General features: G+C 60.9%; 24 protein-coding genes, 1 tRNA gene and 1 riboswitch. Of the genes, 17 read left to right on the forward strand and 8 right to left on the reverse strand.

The window, feature by feature from the left end:
- Positions 1-60: 60 nt before the first annotated feature.
- Complete coding sequence (locus AC13RC_RS00105; RefSeq protein ID WP_488556153.1) at positions 61-1,308, forward strand: hypothetical protein; 1,248 nt, start codon at positions 61-63, stop codon at positions 1,306-1,308.
- Between the two features lie 24 nt (positions 1,309-1,332).
- On the opposite strand, the gene ppk2 is transcribed toward AC13RC_RS00105, so the two are convergent.
- Entirely contained in the window at positions 1,333-2,214 is an 882-nt protein-coding gene (gene ppk2, locus AC13RC_RS00110; RefSeq protein WP_488556154.1) for a polyphosphate kinase 2, read from the reverse strand.
- 243 nt (positions 2,215-2,457) lie between these two features.
- Here ppk2 and phoR point away from each other — a divergent pair, with 243 nt between their 5' ends.
- The 7 genes from phoR (at position 2,458) to phoB (ending at position 10,118) form a co-directional block, all read left to right on the forward strand.
- On the forward strand, positions 2,458-3,714 hold the full coding sequence (gene phoR / locus AC13RC_RS00115) for a phosphate regulon sensor histidine kinase PhoR (RefSeq protein WP_488556155.1): 1,257 nt from the start codon (positions 2,458-2,460) through the stop codon (positions 3,712-3,714).
- A gap of 184 nt (positions 3,715-3,898) precedes the next feature.
- Complete coding sequence (locus tag AC13RC_RS00120; RefSeq protein WP_113351261.1) at positions 3,899-4,933, forward strand: substrate-binding domain-containing protein; 1,035 nt, start codon at positions 3,899-3,901, stop codon at positions 4,931-4,933.
- Positions 4,934-4,995: 62 nt separating this feature from the next.
- Complete coding sequence (pstC, locus tag AC13RC_RS00125) at positions 4,996-6,477, forward strand: phosphate ABC transporter permease subunit PstC (protein WP_488556156.1); 1,482 nt, start codon at positions 4,996-4,998, stop codon at positions 6,475-6,477.
- Positions 6,474-7,808 (forward strand): phosphate ABC transporter permease PstA, encoded by a 1,335-nt coding sequence (pstA, locus tag AC13RC_RS00130; RefSeq protein WP_488556157.1) that lies wholly within the window; start codon positions 6,474-6,476, stop codon positions 7,806-7,808. The genes pstC and pstA overlap by 4 nt, the downstream gene beginning before the upstream one ends.
- 15 nt (positions 7,809-7,823) lie before the next feature.
- Positions 7,824-8,639 carry a phosphate ABC transporter ATP-binding protein PstB gene (pstB, locus tag AC13RC_RS00135; protein ID WP_113332018.1) on the forward strand — a complete coding sequence of 272 codons (816 nt, stop codon included), beginning with the start codon at positions 7,824-7,826 and terminating at the stop codon, positions 8,637-8,639.
- 50 nt (positions 8,640-8,689) lie between these two features.
- The gene (gene phoU, locus AC13RC_RS00140; protein WP_015338719.1) at positions 8,690-9,403 is read left to right on the forward strand and encodes a phosphate signaling complex protein PhoU; all 714 of its coding nucleotides are present in this window, start codon (positions 8,690-8,692) and stop codon (positions 9,401-9,403) included.
- A 31-nt stretch (positions 9,404-9,434) separates the two neighbouring features.
- Complete coding sequence (gene phoB, locus AC13RC_RS00145; protein WP_004128368.1) at positions 9,435-10,118, forward strand: phosphate regulon transcriptional regulator PhoB; 684 nt, start codon at positions 9,435-9,437, stop codon at positions 10,116-10,118.
- Positions 10,119-10,207: 89 nt separating this feature from the next.
- Here the strand turns inward: phoB and AC13RC_RS00150 are convergent, their stop codons facing one another.
- Positions 10,208-10,735: a GcrA family cell cycle regulator gene (locus AC13RC_RS00150; protein ID WP_113332019.1), complete on the reverse strand. Its 528-nt coding sequence runs from the start codon at positions 10,733-10,735 to the stop codon at positions 10,208-10,210.
- A 424-nt stretch (positions 10,736-11,159) separates the two neighbouring features.
- On the opposite strand from AC13RC_RS00150, the gene AC13RC_RS00155 reads away from it, so the two are divergent.
- From AC13RC_RS00155 to AC13RC_RS00165, 3 genes are all read left to right on the forward strand, one after another.
- Complete coding sequence (locus tag AC13RC_RS00155; protein WP_113332020.1) at positions 11,160-12,359, forward strand: aspartate aminotransferase family protein; 1,200 nt, start codon at positions 11,160-11,162, stop codon at positions 12,357-12,359.
- A gap of 73 nt (positions 12,360-12,432) precedes the next feature.
- Entirely contained in the window at positions 12,433-13,350 is a 918-nt protein-coding gene (argF, locus tag AC13RC_RS00160) for an ornithine carbamoyltransferase (RefSeq protein WP_183810468.1), read from the forward strand.
- A 48-nt stretch (positions 13,351-13,398) separates the two neighbouring features.
- On the forward strand, positions 13,399-14,388 hold the full coding sequence (locus AC13RC_RS00165; protein ID WP_488556158.1) for an Hsp33 family molecular chaperone: 990 nt from the start codon (positions 13,399-13,401) through the stop codon (positions 14,386-14,388).
- Positions 14,389-14,497: 109 nt separating this feature from the next.
- Here AC13RC_RS00165 and apaG read toward each other — a convergent pair whose 3' ends face one another.
- Positions 14,498-14,890 carry a Co2+/Mg2+ efflux protein ApaG gene (gene apaG, locus AC13RC_RS00170; RefSeq protein WP_095433884.1) on the reverse strand — a complete coding sequence of 131 codons (393 nt, stop codon included), beginning with the start codon at positions 14,888-14,890 and terminating at the stop codon, positions 14,498-14,500.
- Positions 14,891-15,502: 612 nt separating this feature from the next.
- On the opposite strand from apaG, the gene AC13RC_RS00175 reads away from it, so the two are divergent.
- Complete coding sequence (locus AC13RC_RS00175) at positions 15,503-16,216, forward strand: DNA helicase (protein WP_488556159.1); 714 nt, start codon at positions 15,503-15,505, stop codon at positions 16,214-16,216.
- A gap of 80 nt (positions 16,217-16,296) precedes the next feature.
- On the opposite strand, the gene AC13RC_RS00180 is transcribed toward AC13RC_RS00175, so the two are convergent.
- Positions 16,297-17,484, reverse strand: coding sequence for an O-succinylhomoserine sulfhydrylase (locus tag AC13RC_RS00180; RefSeq protein ID WP_488556160.1), 1,188 nt, complete (start codon positions 17,482-17,484; stop codon positions 16,297-16,299).
- Between the two features lie 43 nt (positions 17,485-17,527).
- Positions 17,528-17,606, reverse strand: a riboswitch (SAM riboswitch).
- A 72-nt stretch (positions 17,607-17,678) separates the two neighbouring features.
- Between AC13RC_RS00180 and AC13RC_RS00185 the strand changes: the two genes are divergently transcribed.
- Both AC13RC_RS00185 and AC13RC_RS00190 read left to right on the forward strand, forming a co-directional pair.
- Positions 17,679-18,773: a 2'-deoxycytidine 5'-triphosphate deaminase gene (locus AC13RC_RS00185; protein ID WP_069611245.1), complete on the forward strand. Its 1,095-nt coding sequence runs from the start codon at positions 17,679-17,681 to the stop codon at positions 18,771-18,773.
- Between the two features lie 58 nt (positions 18,774-18,831).
- Positions 18,832-18,905: transfer RNA gene (locus AC13RC_RS00190), tRNA-Gly, on the forward strand.
- 6 nt (positions 18,906-18,911) lie between these two features.
- On the opposite strand, the gene AC13RC_RS00195 is transcribed toward AC13RC_RS00190, so the two are convergent.
- On the reverse strand, positions 18,912-19,820 hold the full coding sequence (locus AC13RC_RS00195) for a LysR family transcriptional regulator (protein ID WP_112722064.1): 909 nt from the start codon (positions 19,818-19,820) through the stop codon (positions 18,912-18,914).
- A gap of 101 nt (positions 19,821-19,921) precedes the next feature.
- On the opposite strand from AC13RC_RS00195, the gene AC13RC_RS00200 reads away from it, so the two are divergent.
- From AC13RC_RS00200 to AC13RC_RS00210, 3 genes are all read left to right on the forward strand, one after another.
- Positions 19,922-21,148 (forward strand): MFS transporter, encoded by a 1,227-nt coding sequence (locus AC13RC_RS00200; protein WP_488556161.1) that lies wholly within the window; start codon positions 19,922-19,924, stop codon positions 21,146-21,148.
- A 112-nt stretch (positions 21,149-21,260) separates the two neighbouring features.
- Positions 21,261-21,836 (forward strand): acyltransferase, encoded by a 576-nt coding sequence (locus tag AC13RC_RS00205; RefSeq protein ID WP_488556162.1) that lies wholly within the window; start codon positions 21,261-21,263, stop codon positions 21,834-21,836.
- Between the two features lie 200 nt (positions 21,837-22,036).
- Positions 22,037-22,846 (forward strand): transporter substrate-binding domain-containing protein, encoded by an 810-nt coding sequence (locus tag AC13RC_RS00210; RefSeq protein WP_488556729.1) that lies wholly within the window; start codon positions 22,037-22,039, stop codon positions 22,844-22,846.
- 23 nt (positions 22,847-22,869) lie between these two features.
- On the opposite strand, the gene AC13RC_RS00215 is transcribed toward AC13RC_RS00210, so the two are convergent.
- From AC13RC_RS00215 to AC13RC_RS00225, 3 genes are all read right to left on the reverse strand, one after another.
- Positions 22,870-23,283, reverse strand: coding sequence for a tellurite resistance TerB family protein (locus AC13RC_RS00215; RefSeq protein ID WP_015338732.1), 414 nt, complete (start codon positions 23,281-23,283; stop codon positions 22,870-22,872).
- Between the two features lie 178 nt (positions 23,284-23,461).
- Positions 23,462-24,739 carry a thermonuclease family protein gene (locus AC13RC_RS00220; protein ID WP_488556163.1) on the reverse strand — a complete coding sequence of 426 codons (1,278 nt, stop codon included), beginning with the start codon at positions 24,737-24,739 and terminating at the stop codon, positions 23,462-23,464.
- A 15-nt stretch (positions 24,740-24,754) separates the two neighbouring features.
- The gene (locus AC13RC_RS00225; protein ID WP_488556164.1) at positions 24,755-25,420 is read right to left on the reverse strand and encodes a S24 family peptidase; all 666 of its coding nucleotides are present in this window, start codon (positions 25,418-25,420) and stop codon (positions 24,755-24,757) included.
- Between the last annotated feature and the right edge of the window lie 28 nt (positions 25,421-25,448).

Raw genomic sequence — 25,448 nt, forward strand, 5'->3', positions numbered from 1 at the left:
TATGGCTGCCTTGCCAGCGGACTATGCGAGTATGGTGCGAGTGAGCGTAAAGGATCGGATGTGAGCGGATTAGAAACGGCTATCAGAAGCGCCTTGGATCGGTCTGATCGCGCCAATCCGGAAATTCGGGCTCGCATCTATCAATCGGCGCGGCAGGCTCTGGAAGCCGGTCTTCGCAAGCAGGACATTACCGATATCAACGTCATCGCCGCCCAGCGCCAGCGTCTGGAGGCGACGATCCGCGAGATTGAGGCCGATGAACGCGCCCGCCCCATGCAGGCGATGCCGGTTTCACCGGAGCTGGATGCTCCGCATGTTTCTCCTTCCGTACTCAGGTCCGATGCAAGGCAGGCAGCGGCACGACCGCAGGAGCCCGTCATGAGCGTGCGCGGAGAAACACGCGATCCGCCAACGTCGGCAGGCCCGGCCGTTCCGCCCGAGCCGACCTCGACCGAGCTGGCTGCACGTGAAGACGATTTCGGCGATATGCGCGCCGGCCCCGCCGATCATCTCGGGGCGGACAGTGATGTGCGTCCGACGGCTGATGCGCCGCCGCCGCGGTCGATGAATTTCAAGCCGGAGCGGGCGGCCGTGCGCCGCAAGCCGCGCAAGTTCTTCTCGCGCCTGCTCGTCTTCTGCATTCTGCTGGCCTTCCTCGGCGTCGGTGCCTGGTGGATTAAGACCTCGGGCCTGCTCATGTCTGCATCCCAGAGGGATACGAGCGTGCCCAATCCGCCGGCGCATGTCGATTCGCAGGATTTCAGCGGCAACAGCAACGATGACGATACCTCGGACCAGGACGACAGTAGCGGCCCGGTCAATCCGGGCCTTGCGACCATCGATCCGCAGAACAGCTTTTCGGCGGAATGGCTTGAGATCTTGAAGCCCACCGACGCGCCGAAGGTGACGACCGGCTCGCAGTCGAAGGCCGAGAATGTATCGGAGAACGAAGGGCCGGCCGTGAGGCTGACCTCGCTCAGCAGCGGTCCGGACGGCAGTGGCTCGGTCGAGGTGCCCGTCAATGTGCTGCAGCAGATGGCCGGCAAGGCTTCGACGGTCGCGCTGACATTGCAGTCCACCTCGGATGCGCCGACGCAGATCACCGTGGAATGCGATTTCGGTTCTCTCGGTCGTTGCGGCCGGCACCGTTTCACCGTCAGCCGACAAAAAACGGATTCGTTGTTCCAGGTCAAGTTCGATCGCGCCATGGCGCCGACCGGTTCGGGACGCCTCATCATCAACAGCGATGTCGATGGCAAGGCACGCGGCATCAATATCTACGCCATCCGCGTCCTGCCCGGGCAATAACCCCGGGGCGATGCCTCGACCTCGTCAGGCGAGGATAGCCGATCCCATGCCGAGAATCTTGTCGTCGACCTTGCCGATGGCTTCCTTGTCCTTGCCGTCATAGTCGAGCGTCAGCAGAATGTGACGGATAAGGTTCAGGCGTGCGCGCCGCTTGTCGTTGGCGCGGATGACGCTCCAGGGTGCGTGATCGGTATGCGTATCCTTCAGCATGCGGTCGCGCTTCTCGCTATAGTCCTTCCATTTCGGCAGGGCGGCGATATCCATCGAGGAGAGTTTCCAGACGGCGCGCGGATCATGGCGCCGGTCGTGGAATCGCTTCAGCTGCATCTCCCGACCGATATCGAGATAGAATTTGAAGAAATGGATGCCGTCCTGGACAATGAGCTTTTCCATCCGGGGAGCCTGCTTCAGAAACTGCTCGTATTGCTGCGGCGTGCAGAAGCCCATGACCGGTTCGACGCCAGCGCGGTTGTACCATGAGCGGTCGAAGAGCACGAATTCGCCCGCCGTCGGGAACTGGGCGACATAGCGCTGGAAATACCATTGGCCGGCCTCGCGATCGGTCGGCTTCGTCAGCGCCACCACGCGCGCCAGACGGGGGTTCATATGGGCTGACGTCGCGGCGATCGAGCCTCCTTTGCCGGCGGCGTCACGCCCCTCGAAGAGCGCCATCACTCGCTTGCCGGTCGCCTGCAGCCAGAACTGCACCTTGATGAGTTCGATCTGCAGCGCTTTCAGCTCGTCGAGATATTCGTCTTCCTTCAGCTTCTTCTTGTAGGGGTAGCCGCCCGAGGTCAGCGCCTCGTCTTCGACCCAGCTCGGCAGGACGGGGTCATCGACATCGAATATGCGCTTGATGCCATGGATATCCAACTCAACTGCCCGGCTTTCTGTCTTCTTCCCCATATGTCGGCTCCTCGGCTGTTTACACGGCGTTAACCCTACCGCTGGCAGCGGTAAAAAAGCTTGGCCAGGAAACTGGAGCTTTTGTTCAATAGTTTCAAGCCCTTTACGGCTACCCTCCTTTGCCGGCTACATTTATTTTTGTCAGTTACTGGCTTCTGTGGATAGAGCCGAATACTTCTGTCATGAATCGCAGATAAGACGCGGAATCCAGCGTTCCATGATGGCAGGCGAAGGACGGCGCAGTTGGAAGACGAATGGTCATTTGTCAGGAGGTTGGCAGTTCGGCTGCGGCAGGAGAGCGCCATCCTGGTTCTGGCGACGCTGATTGCCGCACTCGCCCTGGTTGAAGGCATCAATACCGGCGCCGTATTCTGGATCTGGGCGATTGTCATGATCGTCACGCTGCTTCGCCCGCCGCTCGTCGAGCGGGTAGAGGTGCCGTCACAGGTCGAGGCGCCGCCCGTCGATGCGCAAGCCCTGTTGCGCACCGCCTTTGCTGGACTGGCGGCACTCGATATGCCAGTGCTGATCATCGACCGCGAGGCATCAGTGCTGGTGCAGAACATGGCCGTCGAAAAAGCCTTCGGTGCCTTTCCGATCGGCGCACATATTTCCTCCAAGCTGCGCTCGCCGGGTCTGCTCGACATGGTGCGCGAGACCATCGCGACCAATACGCCGAACCAGATCGAGCATTCCGAGCGCCTGCCTTCGGAACGGGTCTATGTCGTGCGCATCGCGCCGATTGATCTGCCTGAGATCGACAGACAGGAAGATGCGCTCTTCCTGCTCTCCTTCCGCGACATATCGGAGCTGCGCCACATCGACCGCATGCGCTCCGATTTCGTCGCCAATGCCAGCCACGAATTGCGCACGCCGCTGGCGTCGCTGCGAGGCTTCATCGAGACGATCCAGGGACCTGCCAAAGCCGATCCGAAGGCGCAGCAGCGTTTCCTCGGCATCATGCTCGATCAGACGACGCGCATGAGCAGGCTGGTCGACGACCTCCTGTCGCTGTCGCGCCTGGAGCTGAAGTCGCATATCGCGCCGGATCAGAAGGTGGATCTCGTGCCCCTGCTCGGCCACGTGCGAGACTCCCTGTTGCCGCTGGCCGGTGATCTCGATGTCAGCATCAATCTGCATTTGCCGGCGGGCAAGGTGGAGGTATTGGGAGATCGAGACGAACTGGTGCAGGTCTTCGAGAACCTGATCGAGAATGCCTGCAAATACGGCCAGGAAGGGAAATCGGTCGAGGTTTCGCTGCTGAACGGTGCCGGCCAGGCCGTCGAGGTCGTCGTCTCGGACAAGGGGCCGGGGATACCCGCAGAACATGTGCCGCGCCTGACCGAGCGCTTCTATCGCGTTAACGTTGAGGATAGCCGGTCCAAGAAGGGAACCGGTCTCGGGCTTGCCATCGTCAAGCACATTCTGACCCGCCATCGCGCCAGACTGATCGTCAAGTCGGAAGTCGGAAAGGGAACCGACTTTACGGTTCGCTTCTGACAAGCTCTACCTGCCCCGGTTTAGGTGGCGATTTATCCAAATTATATCAGGCATATAGCCTGTCATAATTGTTTCACTCGCCTGACATAAAAGGGCGGTGTTTTCGCCAGTAAGAATGGACTGCTGAAAAAGTGGATGTGGCCTCCACCTCGGCGCTCTTCAAAGCTCATCAGGGGGATTCGTTGTGAATGCTTTGAAAATATCCATTCTTGCGCTGGTTGCATCGGTTGCCCTTGCCGGCACTGCAACCGCCCGCGATCAAATTCAGATCGCCGGTTCATCGACCGTATTCCCATATGCCAAGATCGTGGCCGAAACTTTCGGCGAGACCTTCACCAACTTCAAGACCCCGGTGGTCGAGTCCGGCGGCTCCGGAGCCGGCCTGAAGGAATTCTGCAAGGGTGTGGGAACGGATTCGATCGACATTGCCAATTCCTCTCGTCCGATCAAGGACAGCGAAGTCGCAGCCTGCAAGGCTGCCGGTGTCGCTGACATCCAGCAGGTCAAGATCGGCTATGACGGCATCGTCTTTGCCTTCGACAAGAGCAATCCGGATATCAGGTTCGAACCGGTCGATCTCTACAAGGCGCTTGCTGCCGAGGTCGTCGTCGACGGTAAGCTCGTCGCCAATCCTTATAAGAAGTGGTCTGAGATCAATCCATCGCTGCCGGATTTTGAAATCGCCGCCTATATTCCGGGCGAGAAGCATGGCACGCGCGAAGTTTTCGAAGAGAAGGTGCTTGCTGCCGGCTGCAAGGCTTCCGGCGCGGCCGATGTCATCAAGGTAGCATTCTCCGACGCCGCTCAGCAGGCCAAGAAATGCATTGCCGTGCGCAAGGATGGCGCCGCAGTCGATATCGATGGCGATTATCCCGAAACCTTGGCCCGCATCAATGCCAACAAGCATGGCATTGGCGTGTTCGGCCTGTATTTTTTCCAGAACAACGCCGACAAGCTGAAGGTCGCCACCGTCAGTGGCATTGTGCCCTCGGGCGAGACGATCGCCGATGGCACCTATCCGGTATCGCGGCCGCTGTTCTTCTACGTCAAGAAGGCCCATCTGGGTGTCGTCCCGGGGCTCAAGGAATATGTCGATTTCTTCACGAGCGATCAGATGATCGGACCGGACGGCCCGCTGGCGGAATATGGCCTCGTGCCGGCGCCGGATGCTGAACGCGACCAGATCCGCAAGGATTTCGCGGGCGGGAAGATCATGTGACTGCTGAAGGGTCGGGCACCGGGGCGGCTTTCCGCTGCCCCGGGGTTCGCCGGGGAATGGGAATGAGTGTATCGCTGTTGCTGCTCTGCTTGTCGGTCTTCGGCTCCTCCGCTTTCGTGCTGGGGCGGGTGAGGGCGGCTGCGCTGTCGGGCGGCAGGTCTTCGTCCATGCATTCTCGGCTCGGCTATCACGGTGCCTATGCCGCCATATGGGCGGTACTTCCGCCCCTGGCGCTCGTCTGCGTCTGGCTGATCGTCAGTCCCATGGTCATCGACCGGCTGGTGACCAAATCCTTTCCCGAGGAGGTTCAGTCTCTGCCGCCGGCTGAGCTCAATCTCAGCTACGGCATGGTGCGCAGCATCGCCCGTGGCATGCGCATGCTCGATAGCCAGGAGCTTGCCGATGTCGATGGCGGCAAGGCCGATCTTCAGTTGCTGCTGGCGCAGAAGGGCGTTCCACTCGCCGTACGCCCCACGGGCTATATGATCGAGGCCGCGAATAGATATAATGGCATGCGCGAATTGAGCCGCATGGTCATGGCGGCGGCGGCGATCGTCCTGTCGTTGCTTTGCGCGGCCCATGGCCTTCACGCGATTGCGCCGCGTTTTCGCGCCCGCAACCGGGTCGAGCAGGTCATCCTCGGAGCCCTGATCGTTGCCTCCTCCATCGCGGTGCTGACAACGGTCGGCATCGTCGTTTCCATGCTTTCGGAAGCGGCGCGTTTCTTCAGTATGGTGCCGGCCAGCGAGTTCTTCTTCGGTACCGTCTGGGACCCGCGCTTCACCGGCGCCGGCGCGCAGACCTCGGGCACCTTCGGTCTGATCCCGCTCCTGGCAGGCACGATTTATATCGGGCTTGTGGCCATGCTCTTCGCCGTGCCCATTGGTCTGTTTGCGGCGATCTACATGGCCGAATATGCCTCGGCTCGCGTCCGTTCCATCGCCAAGCCGATGCTGGAGGTTCTGGCCGGCATTCCAACGATCGTCTACGGCTTCTTCGCCCTTGTCACGGTCGGCCCCTTCCTGCGCGATATCTCCGCCGAGATCGACGGGCTGATGACCGGAAACTACAGAAGCTTCATCGAGGCACAGAGCGTTTTGACGGCCGGCTTTGTCATGGGCGTGATGCTCATCCCTTATGTTTCGTCGCTGTCGGACGATATCATCATGGCTGTGCCGCGCTCGCTGCGCGACGGCTCGCTCGGGCTTGGCGCCACGCGGTCGGAAACGGTCAAGCGTGTTCTGCTGCCGGCCGCTCTTCCCGGCATCGTCGGCGCGCTGCTGATGACCGCGTCGCGGGCGATCGGCGAAACCATGATCGTGGTGCTGGCCGCAGGCGTTGCCGCGCGCATGCAGCTCGATCCCTTCGAACCGATGACGACGGTCACGGTGAAGATCGTCAATCAGCTGACCGGCGATCTGGAGTTCACTTCGCCGCAGACGCTTGTCGCCTTCGCCCTCGGCATCACGCTGTTCTGCCTGACGCTGTGCCTCAACGTCTATGCGCTCTACATCGTCCGTCGATACAGGGAGCAATACGAATGAGCGGCGTCGTGTCCTCCTCCCAGCTCAACATGCCGCGCGGTCTGACGCCGGGTGCGTCTGTGCACCGAGATATCGGCATTAAGCGGCGCTATGCGGCCGAACGTCGCTTTCGCGCCTATGGGATGACCGCCGTCATCTTCGGTCTCGTCTTCCTTATCATCCTGGTCTCGACCGTGGTCCGCACAGGCTATACCGCCTTTGTCCAGACTTCGATCACCTTGCCGATCGAATTCACCGAGAAGGTAATCGACCAGACGGGTAAGCGCATGAACGATCCGAAGGTGCTGATCGCTGCCAATTACCCCGTACTGGTGCGCGATGCGTTGGTGAAAGCGCTTGGCATCGATCCGGCCAATCGCACGCTTGTGCGCGAGGCGATGGCGATGGTGTCGGACAGCGCCAGGATCGTGTTGCGCGACAGAGTCGTTGCCAACCCCTCGATCATCGGGACGACACAGAACGTCACATTCCTGGCCAGCGCCAACATCGATTCCGCCAACAAGGGGCAGATCGATCTGACCGTCAGCGAGAAGGATCGCAAGATTTCCGACCGCCAGGTCGCATGGATGAAGCAACTCAGCGAAAGCGGCGCGCTTCACAAGGCCTTCAACAGCGGTCTCTTTCTGTCGGGCAATTCGAGCCGGCCGGAAGCCGCCGGGCTTGGTGTCGCGCTGATCGGCTCGCTCTACCTAATGCTGACCGTTCTCGTACTTGCCTTGCCGGTCGGCGTTGCTGCCTCGATCTATCTGGAAGAGTTCGCACCGAAGAACCGGCTGACGGATCTGATCGAGGTCAACATCAACAATCTCGCTGCCGTTCCCTCGATCGTCTTTGGCCTGCTGGGTCTCTCGGTCTTCATCAACATGATGGGGCTGCCGCGCTCGGCATCGCTGGTCGGCGGTCTCGTGCTGAGTCTGATGACGCTGCCGATGATCATCATCGCCACGCGCTCCGCCTTGCGTGCCGTGCCGCCGTCGATCCGTAGCGCAGCGCTCGGTCTTGGCGCATCGCGCATGCAGATGGTCTTCCATCATGTTCTGCCGCTCGCGATGCCTGGCATTCTGACCGGCACGATCCTCGGGCTTGCCCATGCGCTCGGCGAGACCGCGCCGCTTCTTCTGATCGGCATGGTCGCCTTCGTCGCCAATTATCCGACATCGCCGCTCGATCCTTCGACGGCGCTGCCGGTGCAGATCTACATGTGGGCGAGCGAAGCCGAGCGTGCCTTTGTCGAAAGGACGTCTGGTGCCATCATCGTGCTCCTCTTCTTCCTCGTCGCGATGAACATCGGCGCCATCTTGCTGCGCCGTCGTTTCGAGCGGCGCTGGTAAAGGAGGGCGCACGAAATGAACATGATGACGGAAGCTGCCAGCGAAAGAGCCTTGGCCAAGAAGATGACCACGATCCCCTACAAGATGATCGGCCAGGACGTTTCTGTGTTCTACGGCGACAAGCGAGCGCTCTTCGACGTCAATCTGAAGATCCGCGCCAATACGGTGACGGCTCTGATCGGCCCATCCGGCTGCGGCAAGTCCACCTTCCTGCGCTGCCTCAACCGCATGAACGATACCATCGAGACCTGCCGCGTCACCGGCAAGATCACGCTCGACGATCAGGATGTCTACGACGACAGCATCGATGTCGTGGAATTGCGCGCCCGCGTCGGCATGGTCTTCCAGAAGCCCAACCCGTTTCCGAAGTCGATCTACGAGAACGTCGCCTACGGCCCGCGCATCCATGGCCTGCATCGCTCAAAGGCCGATCTCGAGCATATCGTCGAAACCAGTCTGCAGAAGGCCGGTCTATGGGGTGAGGTGAAGGATCGGCTCCATGACGCCGGCACGAGCCTGTCGGGCGGCCAGCAGCAGCGCCTCTGCATCGCGCGCGCCGTCGCGGTCAGCCCCGAGGTGATCCTGATGGACGAGCCGTGCTCGGCGCTCGATCCGATCGCAACCGCCAAGGTCGAGGATCTCATCCACGAGCTTCGGGAGAATTTCACCATCGTCATCGTGACGCATTCCATGCAGCAGGCCGCCCGCGTCTCGCAGCGTACCGCAATGTTCCATCTCGGCCACCTGGTCGAGGAGAACGACACCGATAAGATGTTCACCAATCCCGACGATTTCCGCACGCAGGATTACATCATGGGCCGTTTTGGTTGATGATGGCAGGCGCGCGGCTCCTTTCACACAGTTCACTTGAGGATAGAAAAATGGTCTCCACTCACATTCTCTCTGCCTATGACGAAGACCTGAAGTTTCTGACGCGCCGCATTGCCGAAATGGGCGGCCTGGCCGAGCAGATGGTTAGCGACAGCGTACGCGCTCTCGTCAACAGCGACGCGGCCCTGGCCCAGAAGGTCATCTCCGACGACGTCGTTCTCGACCATGCCGAGCGCGAAGTTGGTGACAAGGCGATCGTCACCATCGCTCGTCGTCAGCCGATGGCAGCGGACCTGCGCGAAATCATGGGCTCGATCCGCATCGCCTCCGATCTGGAGCGCGTCGGTGATCTCGGCAAGAATACCGCAAAGCGCGTCATCGCCGTTCAGGGCACGGGCGTGCCGCGTCGTCTCGCTCGTGGCATCGAACACCTCTCCGAACTGGCACTGAGCCAGCTCAAGGAAGTTCTTGATGTCTACGCCACCCGCTCGCCGGACAAGGCCGTGTCGATCCGCGAACGCGACGAGGAAATCGACGCCATGTACACCTCGCTCTTCCGCGAGATGCTGACCTACATGATGGAAGATCCGCGCAACATCACCACCTGCACGCATCTTCTCTTCTGCGCCAAGAACATCGAGCGCATCGGCGACCATGCCACCAACATCGCCGAGACGATCTATTACATGGCGACCGGTGCTCAGCCGGAAGGCGAGCGCCCGAAGGACGATACCGCCAACACCGTCGGCGCAGTGACGGAATAATCTGGAAGCGAAGAAAGGAGACCATAGGCGCATGGTTCCGAGAGTTGCTGTTGTAGAAGACGAGGAAGCGCTTAGCGTTCTGCTGCGCTACAATCTTGAGGCCGAAGGCTTCGAGGTCGACACCATCCTCAGAGGCGATGAGGCCGAGCTGCGTCTCCAGGAGCGCATCCCCGATCTCCTGATCCTCGACTGGATGCTCCCCGGCGTGTCCGGCATCGAGCTCTGCCGCCGGCTGCGTATGCGGCCGGAGACGGAGCGCCTGCCGATCATCATGCTGACGGCCCGCGGCGAGGAAAGCGAGCGCGTGCGCGGACTTTCGACCGGCGCGGACGATTACGTCGTCAAGCCGTTCTCGACGCCGGAGCTGATGGCCCGCGTCAAGGCGATGCTGCGGCGCGCCCGCCCGGAGGTTCTCTCCACGGTGCTGCGTTGCGGCGATATCGAGCTGGACCGCGAAACCCATCGCGTCCACCGCAAGAGCCGCGAAGTCCGGCTGGGGCCGACAGAATTCCGCCTGCTGGAGTTCCTGATGTCTTCGCCAGGCCGCGTCTTCTCGCGTTCGCAGCTGCTCGATGGCGTATGGGGGCACGATATCTACGTCGATGAACGCACTGTCGACGTCCATGTCGGCCGTCTGCGCAAGGCGCTCAATTTCTCCAATATGCAGGATGTCATCCGCACCGTTCGCGGCGCGGGCTATTCCATGGAAGCCTGAGCGGCTTGCCGCTCGGGTGTTACTAAATAGCGGCGGAAATAGAAAAACGGGCCTCGAGGGGCCCGTTTCTCTTTGTCTTGCGGTAACTTTCAGCCGTTGTTGCGGCGGCGGTCATGCACTGGCTGGTAGGCCATGCGCTGATGATAGGTGCAGTAGGGCGACGAATCCGGGCTGTCATTGCCGCAGAAGTGGAAGTCGTCCTTCAGCGGGTCCCCGACCGGCCATTTGCAGGTGCGTTCCGTCAGCTCCGTCAGGCCGAGGCGGCGGGAGATCGGAACGACGACGTTCGATGCCGGGCGATACTGAATTTCATTGACGGAATCGATCTCGATCTCTTCCTTCAGCATGGTTGCGCCCTGCTGGCGGGCGACCACGGTGCGGGTAGCGACGCGCGAGCCGTAGGTCGTTGCGCGAGGAGCCGCGGCACTGCGCTTTGGCGTGCGCGTCGCGGTTGCCGTGCCGCCGGCCTTCGCTCGGCCAGGAAGGTTCAGGCGGTGCACCTTGCCGATAACGGCATTACGGCTCACGCCACCGAGCTGCGCAGCGATCTGGCTGGCGCTCAACCCTTCGGACCATAGCTTTTTCAGCTTCTCGACGCGTTCGTCTGTCCAATTCATGCCCTGTCTCCGCTGTCGCGTTTCCGATGGCAGAATCCCTCACCATTGCCTCGCATGGGAACGAGGCGCGAAACGCTCTAAAATTGTGGTGACTAGTTCCGCCGCATGCAGTCTAGCAATTGCTTTTTAACCTAGTGTGAGGCTGACTCCGTGACAAGAGTCGCGGGAATCTTGAGGAATCGATTTCGAGGTTTTCCCCAACTTGCTGTCCGGGCGTGGCATTTCTGCCATAGGCGCCGCCCAACCCATCTCTTTTGCCGGCAAGCGCTTTCTCGCAACTGCTAAAACGCCAGTTTTGTTGACATCGCGGTGCAAAACATCAATAGTGCCCAGGCCGCCGCAAGGCGGCATTTTTGATTTTTTCGGACCCGTTTCATCAAATCGAAGCGATCGGTCCTTAAAGTTGTGATCAGGAGATATGGCCATGGCCGAGACCACGCCGCTTTATGACACCTATATGCGCGCTCCGTTACGGTTCGAGCGAGGCGAGGGCGTCTGGCTGGTCACCGAAAATGGCGAGCGCTACCTCGATTTCGCAGCCGGCGTCGCGGTCAACTCGCTCGGTCACGCCCATCCTCATCTCGTCGCCGAATTGAAGGCCCAGGCCGACAAGGTCTGGCACCTGTCGAACCTCTACGAGGTGCCAGGTCAGGAGAAGCTGTCGAAGCGGCTGACGGAAGCGACCTTCGCCGACAAGGTATTCTTCACCAATTCGGGCGCCGAGGCGCTGGAATGCGCCATCAAGACGGCGCGGCGCTATCAATTCGCCAAGGGGCATCCCGAAAAGTTCCACATCATCACCTTCGAGGGCGCCTTCCACGGCCGCACCATCGCGACCATCGCCGCAGGCGGCCAGGAGAAGTATATCGAGGGCTTCGGACCCAAGGCACCGGGTTTCGATCAGGTACAATTCGGCGATCTCGATGCCGTGCGCGCCGCCATCACGGATGCGACGGCCGGAATCCTGATCGAGCCGGTCCAGGGCGAGGGCGGCATCCGTCCGGCCACCAACGAATTCCTGCGCGGGCTGCGTGAGATCTGCGACGAACATGGCCTGCTGCTGATCCTCGACGAAGTACAGTGTGGCGTCGGCCGCACTGGCAAGCTCTTCGCCTATGAATGGGCCGGCATCAAGCCTGATATCATGGCTGTCGCCAAGGGCATCGGCGGCGGTTTCCCGCTCGGTGCATGCCTTGCGACGGCAGAAGCCGCCTCAGGCATGAAGGCGGGCACGCACGGCTCGACCTATGGCGGCAATCCGCTTGCTATGGCGGTCGGAAATGCCGTTCTCGATATCGTGCTTGCCGAAGGCTTCCTGCAGCATGTGCGCGATGTCTCGCTGGTCTTCCGCCAGGGGCTCGCCTCGCTCAAGGATCGTTTTCCTGACATCATCGAGGACGTTCGCGGCGAAGGTCTGATGCTCGGCATCAAGGCGGCCATTCCGCAGGCAGAGCTGCTGCAGGCTATCCGTGCCGAGCATCTGCTCGGCGTGCCGGCCGGCGATAACGTCATCCGCCTTCTGCCGCCGCTGGTCGTCACCGCCGAAGAAGCACGCGAAGGTCTTGCCCGCCTGGAGCGTGCCGCCGAGCGTGCGCGCGCTGCCCGCACCAAGAAATCGGCTTGAGTTCAACGCCCGCTGACGGGGCGTTCCTGCCCCACGCGGGCGTTATTGTTTTTTCTGGAGCACAGGTAAGGACATGGCTTCTCCGAAACACTTTCTCGACCTCTCTGCCGTTCCGGCGGCCGATCTGCGCAGCATCATCGATGACGCGATCGTGCGAAAGAGCGCGCAGAAGGCCGGCACTGCCGACAAGCCGCTCGCCGGCAAGATGCTGGCGATGATCTTCGAGAAGCCGTCCACCCGAACCCGCGTTTCCTTCGATGTCGGCATGCGACAGCTGGGCGGCGAGACGCTGTTCCTCTCCGGCACCGAAATGCAGCTTGGCCGCGCCGAAACGATCGGCGATACGGCCAAGGTGCTGTCGCGCTATGTCGATGCCATCATGATCCGCACGACCGATCATTCGCGTCTGCTGGAGCTGGCGGAACATGCGACCGTTCCGGTCATCAACGCGCTGACCGACGATACGCATCCCTGCCAGATCATGGCGGATATCATGACCTTCGAGGAGCATCGCGGTCCCATCAAGGGCAAGACGCTCGCCTGGACGGGCGACGGCAACAACGTGCTGCATTCGCTGATCGAAGGGGCCGCGCGCTTCGGCTATCGCATGAATATGGCGGTACCCCTTGGCTCCGAGCCGAAGGATCACTATCTGAACTGGGCCCGCAACGAGGGCGCCGAAATCATGCTCTCGCATGATGCAGACCGTGCGGTCGCCGGCGCCGATTGCGTGGTAACCGATACCTGGGTTTCCATGAATCAGGAGCACCGGGCACGCGGTCACAACGTCTTCCAGCCTTATCAGGTCAACAAGGCTTTGATGGCACAGGCCGGCAAAGACGCTTTGTTCATGCATTGCCTGCCTGCTCATCGCGGGGAGGAGGTGACGGACGAGGTGATCGATGGCCCGCAATCCGTTGTCTTCGATGAGGCGGAAAACCGCCTTCATGCGCAAAAGTCGATTCTTGCTTGGTGCCTGGGCGCGATCTGAAGATATTAAACCGCGTCTCAAGGGCGCGGGCGCAGTAGGAGTAAAGCAATGGCCGAAAATGCCGCAACGCTGGGTCAGTTTGATTTCGCCGGTGACGATCATGTCGTTCCCTTCCAGGTGGAAGGTCTGGACGTGCGCGGCCGTGCCGTACAGCTCGGTCCGCTGCTGGACGCGATCCTTGCCCGGCATGACTATCCGACGCCGGTTGCACGCCTTCTGGCGGAGGCCATCGTCCTGACCGTCCTGCTTGGCACGTCGCTGAAATTCGAAGGCAAGTTTACCGTACAGACCAAGGGCGACGGTCCCGTGGACCTGCTGGTTGCCGATTTCACGACGCCGGAAAATGTTCGCGCCTATGCCCGTTTCGACGAAGAAGCACTGGAAAAGGCAGTCGCCGAAGGCCGGACCGAGCCGGAACAGCTGCTCGGCAAAGGCGTTCTCGCCTTCACCATCGATCAGGGCCGTTTCAGCCAGCCCTATCAGGGCATTGTCGCGCTTGATGGCGCCTCGCTCGAAGAGATTGCCGGCACCTATTTCCGTCAGTCGGAGCAGATCCCGACGCGCGTGCGTCTGGGGGCGGCAGAACTTTTCGACCGTGATGAGAACGGCAAGCCGCGTCACCGCTGGCGGGCCGGTGGCCTGATCGCGCAGTTCCTGCCCGAAGCGCCCGAGCGCATGCGTCAGCCGGACCTGCATGGCGGTGACGGCGATACCGGCGTGCGCGATCATGTAGAAGACGATGCCTGGGCGGAGGCACGCAGCCTTGTGGAAACCATCGATGCCGATGAGCTGACGGATCCGCAGGTTGGCACCGAGCGCCTTCTCTATCGCCTGTTCCACGAGCGTGGCGTACGCGTCTATGAACCGAAGGCCGTCTATGACCGCTGCTCGTGCTCGCGCGACAAGCTGAAGGGCGTGTTGAAGGGTTTCACGGCTGAGGAGATCGAGGCCAGCCAGGACAATGGCGAGATCGCCGTGACCTGCGAGTTCTGCTCGACCACCTATCGCTTCGAAGTGTCGGAGATAGAAGCGGCTTAATGCCGCTCTCGAGCAATTCCAGGAAAAGTGTGTAGCGGTTTTCCGTCCGGAATAGCATGAAAACAAAGGGATAGAGCATTTTCGCGATTCGAAGAAAAGCGAAACTGCTCTAGTTCAGCGTGCGCAGCAGGTTCGGCGTATCCAGCGAGAAGGCGGGGATCTTGACATGGAAGAGTTCCCCGTCGTCCGTTTCCATCTGGTAATGGCCGAACATCATGCCTGAGGGCGTGTCCAGCGGGCAGCCGGAGGAATATTCATAGGTATCGCCGGGCTTCAGATGCGGCTGCTCACCGACGACTCCTGGCCCCGTTACTTCATCCACCATGCCATTCATGTCAGTGATGTGCCAGTAGCGCGTCACCAGCTTCACGGCCCGCTTCGAGTGGTTGGAAATGACGATGCGATACCCCCAGACATAGCGATCATCGTCCGGATCGGATTGCTCCTCCAGATAAAACGGCTCTACAACCACTTCGATGTCGCGTGTTAGGGCGCGATACATGCCTGATACCTTGCCACTGCTCTGAGGCGCCGGAGGCTCCTCGAAGCCCCATTATCGTCTCAGCATTTTCACGTCTGCGGCATATTATCCGCTTTCCACTGCTCCCGCAAAGCGCAGGATATCTAGCGGTATCCTATAACCAATCCATTCCGTCAAGGAACGGCGTGATGAAATCTCGCTTAGGGATGCGGATCATTCTGAAATTCAGCTATTACGACGAATGAAGAAGGTTAGTCCTTTACTCTCAAAGTATCTCGTTTCGCTCGTCATTTAGTCTTGTCTACCATAATGCCGCCGATGGAGCTTATGGAGTGGGGATACGCTTGCTGCAATTGCTGGTGCACTTCAGGGAGTGGGCGTCACATCTGATCGCCAGTTATTAAAACCTCTCGGCCATATAACCCACTGTCCTTCTTTATGTTCCGCTGAGGGAACTTGCGCCCGATTCCCTCTCAGGAGGATTTCGGCTATCATCTGATTCTGGCATGGCCCGTGCCTCCCCCCTCCATTCGGGAAAGTATATTTCATGCGGGGCCGTCGATATCAAAACCGACTGTTTGAGCGCCTGGCATAAGGAGGGGTTGCGGTCATTGCTCGCAATAGGAGGTTTAGATGAGGCTTTCTGCCCCTGTTTATCATTTGAAGCGTAAGGCGAAACTCCTGTCTCGCCAGCAGAAAATCCCCTTGCACGCTGCGCTGGATCGCGTCGCGGCTGGCGAAGGCTTTGGAGGCTGGAGCTTGCTTGCAAGTAAAACGAACACGGCCGTATCTGTCAGCGAACTGTATTCGCGTTTAAGCCCGGGCGATCTGGTGCTGATCGGCGCGCGGCCCGGCCACGGCAAGACCCTGATGAGCTTGCGGCTCGCCGTCGAAGCCATGAAGGCTGGTAACCGCAGTGTCTTCTTCACGCTGGAAGACACCGAGAAAGTGGTTCTGGACCGTTTTCCGGTGATCGGCGCCGATCACGCGGAATTTGCCGATTTGTTCGGATTCGACAATTCGGATGCCATCAGCGCTGACTATATCGTCGAAAAGCTGGCCCAGGCGTCACGCGGCACGTTGGCGGTCGTCGATTTTCTGCAGCTGCTCGATCAGAAACGGGAAAAACCGGAGCTGATGATCCAGGTCCGGGCGCTGAAGGCGTTTGCGCGCGCCAGAGGCGTGATCGTCGTCTTTGTCTCGCAGATCGACCGTTCCTATGATCCGGCGCTGAAACCAGTGCCCGATCTCTCGGATGTTCGCCTGCCGAATCCGCTGGATCTCAAATTGTTCGACAAGACGGTCTTTCTGAACAACGGTCTGGTTGAATTCAAGGCCGCTAGCTGACGAGCTACCCTATCTCTCGCGAGATTGCCCGATGAGGGCAGGTCGAGCCGCCCGGAAAAATCCGGGCGGCTCGATTGATATCAGGCGGAAACCTGCTCGAGCGCGCGGGCGAAGTCCTCGACCAGATCCACGCTGTCTTCGATGCCGGCGGAGAAGCGCACGGTGCCCGGCGAAATGCCGAGCTCGGCGCGGGCCTCGTCGGTGAGGTTCTTGTGCGTCGTGGTGGCAGGATGGGTGATCAGGCTCTTCGAGTCGCCGAGATTGTTGGAAATCTTGACGATCTCCAGCGCATTCTGCAGCTTGAAGGCCGCTTCCTTGCCGCCCTTGAGCTCGAAGGCGACCAGCGTAGAGCCGCCGCTCATCTGCTTGGCGATGATATCGGCCTGCGGATGGTCCTTGCGGCCTGGATAGATCACGCGGGCGACCTTGTTGGTCTGCTCGGCGAGGAAATCGGCAACCTTGGAGGCGTTCGCCGTCTGCTGCGCAACGCGCAGCGGCAGCGTCTCAATGCCTTTCAGCAGCGTCCAGGCGGTAAAGGGAGACATGGCCGGGCCGGTGTGGCGGAAATAGTCCTGCAGGTTCTCGTCGATCCACTGCTTGTCGGAGAGGATGACGCCGCCGAGAGAACGGCCTTGGCCGTCGATATGCTTGGTGGCGGAGTAGACGACGATATGGGCGCCAAGTTCTAGCGGCTTTTGGAAGAGCGGCGTCGCGAAGACGTTGTCGACCACGACCTTCGCGCCGATCTGGTTGGCGAGCTTGGCAACGGCGGCAATATCGACCACTTCCAGCGTCGGGTTGGTCGGGCTTTCGAGGAAGAACACCTTGGTGTTCGGGCGGATGGCCTTTTCCCAGTTCTCGGTAAAGCGGCCGTCGACCAGCGTGCATTCGATGCCGTATTTCGGCGCCAGCGTCTCGACCACCCAGCGGCAGGAGCCAAAGAGGGCGCGGGCAGCGACGATATGATCGCCGGCCTTCAGCTGGCAAAGGATGGCTGCGGAGACCGCGGCCATGCCGGACGCGGTGGCGCGGGCGTCTTCAGCGCCTTCCAGCGCGCACATGCGCTTTTCGAACATGTCGTTGGTGGGGCTGCCGTAGCGGGCGTAGATGAAACCGTCCGTCTCGCCCTTGAAACGGGCTTCCGCCGCTTCCGACGTGTCGTAGACGAAGCCCTGGGTCAGATAGATTGCTTCGGAGGTCTCGCCGAATTGCGAACGGAGCGTTCCGTTGTGTACGAGCTGGGTTGCGGGGCGCCAAGTCTTGCTCATGCCATCACCACTTTCAAAACAAAAAAACCGGTCGCAAAAGCAGACCGGTTCAACCCCGGTCTTTTTAGCCATTTGTTTAACGTGGCTGCAAGCCGACCGGCCAAATCACCACGGGATAAGTTGCAATACTGCCGTTGACGGCTTGCGTCAATTCCCCGAGTTTGGTTTTGTCTGCGACAAATTATGAGAGAAGCATGATGGCTCGCAATACTGGAATTTTGGCCGATCGCGCCATCGCAGCGCTGTTTGAAACGGGGCGGCTGACGAGCGAGAGAGAACTGGATGTCGATCAGATCCAGCCGGCAAGCCTTGACCTGCGGCTCGGCTCGCATGCCTTCCGCGTCCGCGCCAGCTTCATGCCCGGTCCATCGCACCTCGTCGCCGATAAGCTCGACCGGCTGAAACTGCATGTGGTCGATCTCTCCGAAGGCGCTGTGCTGGAAACGGGCTGCGTCTATATTGTGCCGCTGATGGAGCGGCTGGATCTACCCGAGGATATGTCGGCCTCCGCCAATCCGAAGAGCTCGACCGGCCGTCTCGACATCTTCACCCGCGTCATCACCGACCGGGCGCAGGAGTTCGACAAGATCCCGGCCGGCTATTCCGGCCCGCTCTATCTCGAAATCAGCCCGCGCACCTTCCCGATCGTCGTGCGCCGCGGTTCGCGCCTGTCGCAGATCCGCTTCCGCGTCGGCCAAGCCCTGCTCACCGAGCCGGAACTGCTGGCGCTACACGAGAGCGAGACGCTGGTCGCCAGCAAGAAGCCGAATATCACCGGCGGCGGCATCGCTCTCTCGATCGATCTTGCCGGCGACAAGGAAGGGCTTATCGGCTATCGCGGCAAGCACCATACGGCGGTTGTGGATGTCGACAAAAAGGCCCAGCACGATATCTTTGACTTCTGGGAGCCGCTCTACAGCCGCGGCCGGACCGAGCTGATCCTCGATCCCGATGAGTTCTACATCCTCGTCTCGCGCGAGGCTGTGCATGTGCCGCCGCATTTCGCCGCCGAAATGACGCCCTTCGATCCGCTGGTCGGCGAATTTCGCGTCCACTATGCCGGCTTCTTCGATCCCGGCTTCGGCCACGCACCGGCCGGCGGCCGCGGCAGTCGCGCTGTGCTGGAAGTGCGCAGCCACGAAGTGCCCTTCATACTGGAAGACGGCCAGATCGTTGGGCGGCTGATCTACGAACACATGCTGGAACAGCCAAGCAGCCTCTACGGCTCCGGTCTCGGCTCGAACTACCAGGCACAGGGCCTGAAGCTCTCCAAGCACTTCCGGCTGTGATCGACTATTTGGTGGCCTTGACAGAGGCCGCCAACTGTTGGACATCTCAAGGTGTCAGGCGGGTGTAGCTCAATGGTAGAGCAGCAGCTTCCCAAGCTGAATACGAGGGTTCGATTCCCTTCACCCGCTCCATACTTTTCACGCCAGAAGCGGTCTCTTCGTTTTCAGCGTTTCCTTCAGCGCTTCCCCAAAAATTGCGATCGGACGGGCAAGCCGCCCCGCCGGCGGGCGATGCACCAGCCAGTTGACGACCTTCGGGCTGAAATCCGGGGCTTCGACGATTTCGACCAAATCGCGCCAGCGGCTGTCCGCTAGTGCGGCCGGCGTCAAGACACCGATGCCGAGACCGCGCGCGACCAGCGACATTCTGAGATCGGCGCTCATGGCCTCGACGCCGACGTCGAAGGGCAGGCGTTCGGCTTCGAAGCGATGCTGAATGAAGGCGCGAAAGCCGCAGCCGCTCTGGTTCATGATCCAGGGGAAGCGGGAGAGATCTTCCAATCTCGGTTCCTTGGGGACGCCCAGCGAGGGTGCCGCGACGAGAATGACGGCATGGACTCCGAGCATCTCGCCGACGACATTATCCGGCGGCTGCAGCCCTTCCGCCAGGCAGACGGTTGCCGCATCGAGCTGACTGTGAGCGACCTGTTCGATCAGTTGCGGCGACCAGCCGGTGACGACGCGCAGCGTCAATTGCGGAAACTGGCCGCGTAACTCGTCGAGCGGGGCCGATAAGGCCGCTTCGGAGAGATAAGGCATGATCCCGAGACGGAATTCGCCGCCGATTGTGCCGCCGGGCGAAACGCCTGCCTTCAGATCGTCGAGCGAGCGAAGCACGCGGCGCCCATGCTCATAGGCCTCGCGTCCTGCCGCCGTTGGCCGCAAGGGCTTCGACTGCCGGTCGAGCAGCGCAATGCCGAGGCTGTCTTCCAGGTTCTGTATGCGGCGGGTGATGCCTGGCTGGGTCAGATTGATGCGCGCGGAGGCGGCAACGATCGAACCTGTTTCCACCACTGCGACGAAGGCTTCCAGGTCATGAATGTTCATGCTTGGCTCGCATAATCATTATTAGTTCATTTTAATTGCCGCATTATGCAATAAAGCGATAATGATTGCTATCTTTATTATCAGAAATTATTGGAGAGATCATGTCGCAAGTCCCGGAATGCATCACGAGCGAGCCGGAGGAAGAGGTTTCCGCAGCAACGGCCGCTCCCTCGACATTGTTGTTCGCCATCGCGACCGGCGTCATCATCATCAATCTTTTCGCGCCTCAGACACTGGTCGGCATCATCGGTCCGTCGCTCGGCTTTTCCGAAAGCGGTGCCGGCCTGGTGGCCATGGCCTCGCTGCTTGGCTACGCCGCCGGCCTGTTCTTTCTGGTGCCGCTGGCGGATCTTATGGAGAACCGGCAGCTGGTGCTGCGCATGCTCCTTTCGGCTCTGGTCATGGCCGTTGCCGCCGCCTTTGCGCCGACCGGCTGGAGCCTGTTGATCTTCCTCTTCCTTCTGGGAGCGGCCTGTTCCGCCATCCAGATCCTCGTGCCGATCGCGGCAGCGATGGCGCCGCCTGAGCATCGCGGCCGGGTGATCGGCAATGTCATGAGTGGCGTCATGGTCGGCATTCTTGTCTCGCGACCGCTGGCGAGCCTGATTGCCGATTTCTGGGGCTGGAGAAGTTTCTATGCGTTGAGCGCCGCAACGCTTGCGCTCCTCGCCGCTGTGCTCGCCCTACGCCTGCCCGAGCGGCGCCCTCTGATCAGCGCGAGCTACGGGGCCTTGATCGGTTCGCTCTTCAAGCTTTTGCAGGAGGAACCGGTGCTGCGGCTGCGCGCCTTCACGGCAGCCTTGATGATGGCGAGCTTCAGCCTGTTCTGGACTTCCGTCGCACTGCGTCTGGCGCAGCCGCCGTTCTCGCTCGGCCAATCCGGCATCGCGCTGTTTGCCCTTGTGGGTGCCGGTGGTGCCGCGGCGACCTCCGTCTTCGGCCGTATGGGCGACAGGGGATGGACGCGGACGGCGACATTGGCCTCGCATGTGATCGTGCTTGCCGCGATGGCGCTGGCCGCCTGGGTGGGTGGAATACGCTCGGGCAGCTCCGTGGCCCTGTTGATCCTTCTGGGCATGAGCGCCGTCTTGCTCGATGTCGGCGTCACCGGCGATCAGACCTTAGGTCGCCGTGCCGTCAATCTCCTGAAGCCGGAGGCGCGCGGGCGGATCAATGGTCTGTTCGTCGGCATCTTCTTCCTCGGCGGGGCTCTCGGATCGGCGCTCGCCGGCACGGCATGGGATTTCGGCGGCTGGGCTGCCGTATGCGCAGGGGCGGCGGGCTTTGGCGTGATTGCATTGATCACGGGTCTTGCTGCGCGCACCTGAGCAATGCAAGGACAGCACTTGTGGCTGCGCTGCCGCATCGCCATCTGTGACGCATTCAGGTGGCCGCCAGACAAGCATGCAAAAACAGGCGCCCCTTGTCAGGAGCGTCGGAATGCGTGGAATAGCTTGGGTTTACAGGCTGAGGGCGCTCTTTCGAAGCGGTGCGCTGAAGATTGCCCGCAGCACGAAAGTACCTCTCGGCACCAGGATCATCTGGCGGCGCGGCGACGTTCGCATCGGGGAAAGAGTGCATTTCCGCAAGGGAGTCGTCATCGATGCACAGGAAGGCAGCATCGAGATCGGTAATCACGTCTCCTTCAACGATTACAGCATTCTGCTGGGCCGCGGCGGGATCGTCATAGGCAATGATGTACGCATCGCTGCGCATGCGATGATCGTTTCCTTCGATCACAATTTCGATGATATTTCCCGCCCAATTCGTCTTCAGGGCGTGACGAAGAAGCCGATCGTCATCGAAGACGATGTCTGGATCGGAGCGGGCGCCAAGATCCTCGGTGGCTCCCATATTTCCAAAGGATGCGTTATCGGCGCCAACGCCGTCGTCAAGGGCAGGACCGAGCCTTACGGCATCTATGTCGGTACCCCGGCAAGGCTGCTGAAGCGGCGCGGAGAGGCGGACCGCACCCGATCGGGAAAGATTGAACGGCTGGTCCTGCAGAAAAAGTAAAAAAGCTCGAACGTCGCTCATCCCGGAGCTTCGGCCATCAGTAGACCGCGATATTCCCCCTGCGGCATGACTCTGTTACATCGGATTCGTGAAACCAGAGATGTGCATCCACGACCGGAGGCCCGATCCAGACCATGCGTGTTTGCCTTTCCTCGATCATGTCGGCCGCCCGGCATCTCGCGCTTACGGCCTTGATCGCCATGTCCTGCACCCTGCCGCTTGCCGCCCAGGAGACGAAGCCGCAGAGCCTGCCGATCCTGTTCGATGCGCGTGAGCGCCTTCCGAAGCCGGATCTGTCCTCGCTGGTCAGACTGCGCTTCCTGACGTCGATCGACTTTCCGCCCTTCAATTTTCTCGATCAGAGCGGCAAGCTCACCGGCTTCCATGTCGAGCTGGCGCGCAAGATCTGCGACGAGCTGGCAATAGCGGACAAATGCCAGATCCAGGCCTTGCCCTTTGGCGAATTGCAGGGCGCACTTGCCGCTTCGCAAGGCGATGCCGTCATCGCCGGCGTTGCGGTCACACCCGAACTGCGCAAGACCTTCGCCTTTTCACGGCCGTTCCTGATGTTGCCGGCCCGCTTCGTGCGCAACCTCAAGGCATCGATCGGCGGCACGACGGCCGCCTCGCTCTCGGGACATCCTGTTGGCGTCGTCAAGGGCACGGTGCACGAGGCGATGCTGGCGGCCTTCTTCCCGGCGATCAAGTCGGTGCCGTTCGATGACAAGGATGGGCTTCTGGCCGCCGTCAAGGACGGCAAGGTCGATGCCGCATTTGCCGATGGCCTGCAGCTTTCCTTCTGGGTCTCGTCGCCGGCGGCGGAAAAATGCTGCGCTCTTTTTGACGGTCCCTACCTGTCACAGCAATTTCTCGGCGAAGGCATGACCATCATGCTGCGCCAGCAGGACGCCGATCTGACGGCCGCGATCAACCACGCGCTTGCCACCCTGTCTCGCGATGGCAGGCTGCAGGAAATCTATCTGCGCTATTTCCCTTACGGGCTTTACTGATTAGCGCAATTCGGAAAAAGCCTCTAGGCCTTGCGATAGCGGGCGATTGCGCTGCGTTCGATGGCCGCACAGGTCAGCTTGTCGAGCCCAAGACGGTCGCGGAGTAGGCTGAGCAGGCGCAATTCCTCGGCCTTGACCGATAGGTCGGCCGAAGCGACTTCGACGGCAAGGGCGTAGGCCGTGTCGTAGAGACGGGCGGGAAGCGTATCGCGCACGGTTTCGAGCACGATGTCCAATCCCTCATTGTTCGAAAGAAGCTTGGCGCAATCGCGAGAGACGGAAATCAGCTTCTCGTCGTCGAACCCCTTGAAGACCGGCAGGGCGTGAATGAGCTCCCCGATGCGGCTGAGCTCCCGGTCGTTCATCGTGCGGTCAACGGCCGAGGCCAATACCATGACGTAGATCAGGGCCTCGTGAGCAGAAAGCGGCTTGTTCATGACAGGCGAAGTCCTTTGAATTTGGCAAGCTGAAAAGTCGCGCGTCCCATGGCAAAAGTTACTGCATAATTCCTTGAATCGGAATCGATTTAAGGAATTATGCGGCGGATTGGAAGTGCCGTAGCGGCCTTTGCGCGCGATATATGAGGCGCGGCGCTGTGGTGGCGGAAGCAAGACGTCAGATCGGATTGAGCGGGTCTTCCTTGGGCAAGGCCGGCCCGAGCGTCGATTTTCCATTCTTGCGCGGATCGTCGCCATACATGCCGCGCTTCTTCTGCTTGGCCTCGTCGACGAGCGATGCAAGCGGCGAACCTGGCTCCGGATCGGCCCAGCCGAAGCGCACCAGCCAGGCGCTGAGATCGACGCGGACGTAGCGGCAGGCGGCCTTGACAGTGCCTTTCCAGTTGGCATCGGGCACATCGCAATCGATCGAACGGCCACGCAGATACATGCGGAATGCCGTGCGCGCGGCTTGGCCGCAGGGCCAGTCCTTCCCGCTCGGGCCGGTGCACATTCGATCGACATCGGTCGGAATGATCCCGGTGAGCTGTACGCTCCTACCGGTGATGGTCAATATGCCGGCCTGATCCGAGAAGGGGCGGACGAGTTCGATCGTTGTCGTCTGCTCCTGCGGCTTGGATGCGGGATCAAGTGCTGCCTGTTCGGACTGAGACGCTGGCTGCTGCCGCGGCAATTCCGGCGGCAGGGTTCGATGTTCGGCCGCCGCCGTCTCCCTGTCGATCTGGTCGGCCGGTATCCGGTTGTCCGGGATGGGATCGGTCTTGGCCTGGTCGTCAGACCCAGTCTCCGATGAAGCGGCTACCGCCTTGCCCGGCGTGTTTTCGCTTGACTGCTGGGCCTGGGACGTGGCGGCGTCCTTGCCGCTCGCCATATCTGTCGCAGGCGGCAGCTTTTGGATTTCCTCTGGCTTCGTCGATACGTCGTTCGAACGGGCAGCGTCGCTCGGAACCTTGTCGTCCTGTTGCGTCACCGGCGGCGCTGCCGCCGTCTTGTTTTCCGCGGCCTTAGTCTCGTCGCCATCGCTCGCCGCCGCAGCCGCCGCCATGGCAGCGGCGGACAGCTCGGGACTGCCGTCGGAACTGCTTGTCGATGGGGACGCTGTGGCGAGGATCGTTGCCTTATCCTTCGCTGCTTGCGTGGCCGAGCCGGCGGCTTGCGCTACCGGTTGGCCTTCCGATTGCGCCTGACCTGAATTTGCGCCGTTCTGCTTCGTGGTCTCGGCTTGCTTAGGTGCCTCGATAGCCTTTGGTGGTGTGGTGCCGGCCTTGGCAGTCTCGCCCGGCCCAGTCACAGCCGGCTTGCTTTGAGCCGTCGTGTCGCTGTGGTCTCGGTGGGGCAGGCTGAAACCACGCTCGCTGACCTGAATCGCGACGAGGGTCAACCAAGAACCGACGATCGCGCCTGCCGCACCTGCAAGCCAAATATTACGACGCATAACGAGAAAACTTTCCTATTGGCTGGCCCAAATGATCCGGGCAATCCATTCCACATCCGCAAGATCGAAGCTGCGGTTGGGGTGTTCGGGATTGAGCGACAAAAGCTCGATCGACTTGGCGCTCTGCCGCAGCAGGACCTTGGCCATGACTTCGCCCTCGCGGGTCTTCACGACGACACGGTCGTTTTTCCTGATCTGAGCACCTGGCTCGACAATCAGAATATCCCCGTCGCGATAGAGCGGCAACATGCTTTCGCCCTGCACCTCGAGCGCATAGGCGCCGGTCCTGTGCCCGGCAGCGACGGGAAATTCCACCATGTCCCAGCCCTGACCGGCTGGAAATCCGCCATCGTCGAAGAAGCCGCCTGCGCCCGCTTGGGCGAAGCCGATCAGTGGGATGGAGGTGCCGGGTGGCAGGATTCCGTTCTCGGCTGTTGCGGTCGACGACTCGGCCGGGCGAATGAAGCTCAGAAATTGTTCCAGGGTTGCTCCGGTCGCATCCAGGATCTTGGCGATCGATTCCGTCGAGGGCCAGCGCAGGCGTCCGTCCTGGCTCAGCCGCTTCGATTTGTTGAAGGAGGTGGCATCGAGGCCGGCACGGCGAGCGAGGCCGGAAGGCGTTAAGGCATGCCGCTCGGCAAGCCGGTCGATCGCACCCCATATCTGCTCGTGTGACAGCATCGCCGCTCGGTATCCGCGCCGGCTCGCC

This window comes from Martinezella sp. CNPSo 3890 (genome assembly GCF_057784455.1).